The following is a 4,510-nucleotide window of genomic DNA, read 5'->3' on the forward strand; positions in this document are numbered from 1 at the left end:
GTCCGATGCTTGAGTCGGGCATGCTTCAGGAATTTCTCGACGGCGGCCGGGTTGACGCCGCCGTGTTCGCGCTGCGGCCCGACTACCGGGCCTTGTTGCTGGCCGTTGACGGACTCGTCCCTGGCCCGAGTGACCAGGCCGGTGAGGAGATGCTCCAGGCGGCGGAATCCGCAGCCCGCGAGTTGCTCAACGGCCGGCCGGTTGAGCAGCTCCCGCACGTGGCTGCGTGGCGCGAGGCTTATCAGGGCTTCGGCGCCAAACCGAACCGCACGCGCAACAGCCTGGAGGCGCTCCTGCGCCGGGCGATGTTCGGGTTGCCCCGGGTGAACCGTCTCACTGACCTCTATAACGCCGTTTCGGTGCTCCACCAGGTCCCGCTGGGTGGGGAGGATCTGACCCGCTACAGCGGTGCGCCGCGGCTGGTTCGYGCCACCGGCACGGAAGCCTTTGATACCGCCGCCGACGGCGCCGCGGTGATCGAGCACCCGGAACCCGGCGAGGTGGTGTGGTGCGACGACGGCGGAGTGACCTGCCGGCGCTGGAACTGGCGCCAGGCACGCCGCACTCAGCTCGGCGAGGAGACCACCTCCGCGCTGTTCATCCTCGACGCGCTCGAACCCATGACCGATGAGGCGCTCCACGCCGCAGCCGAGGACCTGATCGCCCGGCTGACCCTACTGGGTCCAGACGTCGGCGTTGCCCGCCGCCTGATAGCCGCGGGCACGCCAGCCAACGAAGGAGACTGACATGCTCGTCCACTCCCGGATACGAGCGATCGGTGACCGGCAGGCCCGAAGGGGCCAGCCGTGAGCCGGCGCGTCCCCAAGAATATCCCCGTTCCGCCGTGGGGGCTGGCCGTGGCGGCCATGCTCTCAGTCCAGCTGAGTTCGGCACTGTCAGTGGATCTGATCGCGGCGGTGGGGCCGGCCGGAACTGCCTGGCTCAGACTCAGTGTGGGGGCGCTCGTCTTCCTGGCCGTTGCCCGCCCTCCATTGCGCGCGCTACGCCGCCCCGACGTCCCCGTGCTTCTGGGGCTGGGTGTCGCCACCGGACTGATGACCATCGCGTTTCTCGCCTCCATCGAACGTATCCCGCTCGGCACCGCCGTCGCGATCGAGTTCCTCGGTCCACTGACTGTCGCCGCGGTGCGCAGCCACAGCGCACGGGCGCTTATCTGGCCAGCCCTGGCGCTGCTGGGCGTCGTCCTTCTGACCGAACCTTGGGCTGGTGAGATCAACCTCGCCGGTATCGGGTTGGCAGGGCTCGCGGCCGTCGGGTGGGCCGTCTACATCGTGCTTACACAACGGATCGGCGACCGCTTCACGGGCATCGGTGCGCTTTCACTCACCGTTCCCGTCGCAGCTGCCACGGCAGCGGTCGTCGGCATCCCACAGTCCGCCGGACATCTCAACCTCGGTGTCCTCTCTGTCGCTTTCGGACTGGCCGTCCTGATGCCGGTGCTGCCAATGGCGCTTGAGATGCTCGCCCTGCGCCGGATGACGCCCACCGCGTTCGGTACCCTGATGGCCCTCGAACCGGCAATCGGGGTGCTCCTCGGGCTGCTCGTGCTGCACCAGCAGCCCTCGCTCACCCAATTCGGGGGCATCACGCTCGTCGTCCTCGCCGGGGCCGCCGCGCAACGCGGTGGCCGACGGCAACCGCACACCCGCGAGCCCGCCGCCGCCCGCACCGACCCTGACCTCATCAGCCAAGGACCGAAGTAGGCCGCAGTCCTCCAACTAGGCGCGTCTGCCAGAACTGTCGCTGCGCGGGAAATACCTGCTGACAGGTGACCCGCAGCTCAGCCCGCCCAGCCGCGGCAGGTGGCTCAGACTTTGCTTCCCCGTTATTCAAACAAAGGAGTTATACCCATGTTCACCGGCTTGAGTGCCTTCCCCCTGACCCCTCTGGCAGATGATGCTGTTGACGAGCATGCCTTCGTTCGTCTGATCGAACGGCTCTCGGAGGCGAAGGTTGATTCCATCACGGCGCTCGGATCCACCGGCTCCTACGCGTATCTGAGCAGTGAGGAACGAAGCCGTGTGGCCCGTCTTGCTGTCGAGCACGCCGACGAAACACCCGTGTTCATTGGTGTCGGGGCCTTGCGGACCTCCCACGTCCTCGCGAACGCTGAAAGGGCAGAACAGGCGGGAGCTTCCGGGCTCCTGCTGGCTCCCATGACCTATCAACCCCTCACCGACGATGACGTGTTCGAACTCTTCCAAACCGTCACCGCGAACTCGTCGCTGCCCGTCATCGTCTATGACAATCCGGGCACCACCCACTTCACCTTCACGACCGAACTGTACGGACGCATCGCGGAACTGACCGGAATCGCTTCCATCAAAATCCCCGGCGTGCCGGCCGATCCGGAGYAGGCGCACGCGCGGGTGCAGGAAATCCGGGCGGCCGTCCCTGCGCACGTGACCATCGGAGTTTCCGGTGACGCCAAGGCCGCCGCCGGACTGGCTGCCGGGTGCGATGCCTGGTACTCCGTCATTGGCGGCACTTTGCCCGCCCCGGCGATGCGGATCACCCAGGCCGCCCTGGAAGGGCGGGCCTCCAATGCGTTCGCGGAGTCCGAACGGCTGGCACCGTTGTGGCAGTTATTTGCCGAGTTTGGCGGGAGTATCCGGGTTGTTGCGGCAATAGCGGAACAGCTGGGACTGGCATCGCAATCGTGCCTGCCTCTTCCCCTCCAAGGATTGACCGCGAAGCAGCGTGCCCGTGTTGGCAGGATTGTCGATGAGCTCGGGCTTAACCCGTAGCGCTGGCCTCGGCGTTCCCTGCAGGGAGGACCGCCGGATCGGTGCGCTGGCCCGCTACGTCTTCGCCGCAACCCTGGTTCGCAGCGCAGACGGGGGCGCAGTGGTCGCCATTGTGCTGCTCGCCCACGCCTGCGGGATGCCGGGCTGGCTGGCCGGGCTCCTGGGAGCATCAATCACCGCACCCCACCTGCTCGGCCCGTTCATCRCACGACGCCTCGATACAGCACGTGACGGACGCAAAGTGATCGCGTGCTCCGCCGTCATCCACGGGGTGCTGCTCGGTGCTGCTGCACTGCTCCTGCCCGTCGCCTGGGCGATCTGGCCAGCCATGCTGCTCTTTGCCTCGGGCATCTTCGGGCCGATGCTCACCGGCGGGATCAGCAGCCGCCTGCCCTCTATCGCCGGCCCCGGGCAGCGCAGCCAACGCAGAGCACAAAGCTGGGACGTCGCAAGCTACGGGATCAGCGGCACCCTCGGCCCGGCAGCAGTGGCATGGATCGCGGCCGCATCCGACGCACTCACCGCGACACTGGTCCTGGCCGGAGCCGCCGTCGTTGGTGCTGGAGCCGTCCTCGCACTCCCCAAGCAAGAGCCGCCCGACAAGGCCGTTGAGGTGCCGTCCCCCGGTCGAACACTGCGCCTCATCTGGGCACGTGGTCCGCTGCGCCGCACACTCGGACTCACCGTGACCGTCGCATTCTCTGTCGCCGCGCTACCGATCTACGCCGTTGCAACTGCTCCCGCGTTCGGCGGGGCCTCAGCCGCCGGAACACTGGTCGCGGCATATGGGATAGGGAATCTCCTCGGATCAGCAGCGCTCATGCTCCGGCCCCTTCGCCGCGACGCAGACCCTCTCATGAGCTCCCTCGCCGCACTCGTCGCGGCAACGCTGATACTGGTGATGCTCACTCCGACGCTTCCCACATCCCTCATTGCCTTCGGCCTGGCAGGGATCGCCAACGCGACGTTCTTCGCGGCAACACTCGCCGCGCGAAGCGAATACGCACCCATCGAGGCCCGCGGCCAAGTCTTCATCTGGGTAGGCGCACTCAAGATCGCTGCAGGATCAGCCGGGACAGCCGTCGCGGGTGCAACCATCGCACAAACGGTCTGGGCACCGCTTCTGCTGGCGACAGCCCTCACAGCAATTGCCGCGACCACCAGCATCATCGAGCGCTCCCGTCCACGCTTGTCCAAGCACTAGCCCGCCTGAATTCCACAACACCCTCGCGCGGACCGGCAGCACGCCGCGGCGAGTGCACCAGAGGCACGCCAAAAACGCCGCCAAAACAACGCCAAATAGCTCCGCGATTCACACGGTTATTTTGTGGATCGCAGCGCTATTTGGCAGTAAATTCGCAGGCCTTAGTTGCCGATGAGTAGGGCTTCTCTGGCTGTGTCGATGATCTCGGGAGTGAGCGAATCGAGGTGGTCGTGCGTTTGGATCACCCCACGCGGCGCATCGCCTGCAGTTCGATCTCGACGCGCGCCCTGAGCGGGAGCCCGGCGACGGCGACCGTCGTGCGCGCGGGGTACTGGCCGTCGAAGTACCTCGCGTACACGGCGTTCATCGCTGCGAAGTCGTCCATGTCGACGAGGAAGACGTTGACTTTGACGACATCGCGCCAGCTGCTGCCGGCCGCCTCGAGGACGAGGCCAAGGTTGTCGAAGACGCGTGCGGTATGCTCCTCGATGCCACCGCCGACCAGCTGCCCGGTCGCCGGATCGATGGGCGTCTGCCC

General features: G+C 66.8%; 5 protein-coding genes. 4 read left to right on the forward strand and 1 reads right to left on the reverse strand.

All coding sequences use genetic code 11. From position 1 onward, the window contains the following. The 4 genes from AC1D1S_RS19485 to AC1D1S_RS19500 all read left to right on the forward strand — a co-directional run. Positions 1 to 746: B3/B4 domain-containing protein (locus AC1D1S_RS19485; protein WP_476995250.1), on the forward strand; the 746-nt coding region annotated here is incomplete at its 5' end. Positions 747 to 806: 60 nt separating this feature from the next. Then, entirely contained in the window at positions 807 to 1,724 is a 918-nt protein-coding gene (locus AC1D1S_RS19490; protein ID WP_476944983.1) for an EamA family transporter, read from the forward strand. A 147-nt stretch (positions 1,725 to 1,871) separates the two neighbouring features. Beyond that, positions 1,872 to 2,768, forward strand: coding sequence for a dihydrodipicolinate synthase family protein (locus AC1D1S_RS19495; protein ID WP_476995251.1), 897 nt, complete (start codon positions 1,872 to 1,874; stop codon positions 2,766 to 2,768). Then, the gene (locus tag AC1D1S_RS19500; RefSeq protein WP_476995252.1) at positions 2,746 to 3,972 is read left to right on the forward strand and encodes an MFS transporter; all 1,227 of its coding nucleotides are present in this window, start codon (positions 2,746 to 2,748) and stop codon (positions 3,970 to 3,972) included. Before AC1D1S_RS19495 ends, AC1D1S_RS19500 begins: the two co-directional genes overlap by 23 nt. Before the next feature lie 241 nt (positions 3,973 to 4,213). Here AC1D1S_RS19500 and AC1D1S_RS19505 read toward each other — a convergent pair. Continuing rightward, on the reverse strand, positions 4,214 to 4,510 hold a 297-nt coding region (locus AC1D1S_RS19505; protein WP_476995253.1), incomplete at its 5' end, for a Rid family detoxifying hydrolase.

The organism is Arthrobacter sp. P1_A5 (assembly GCF_056406825.1).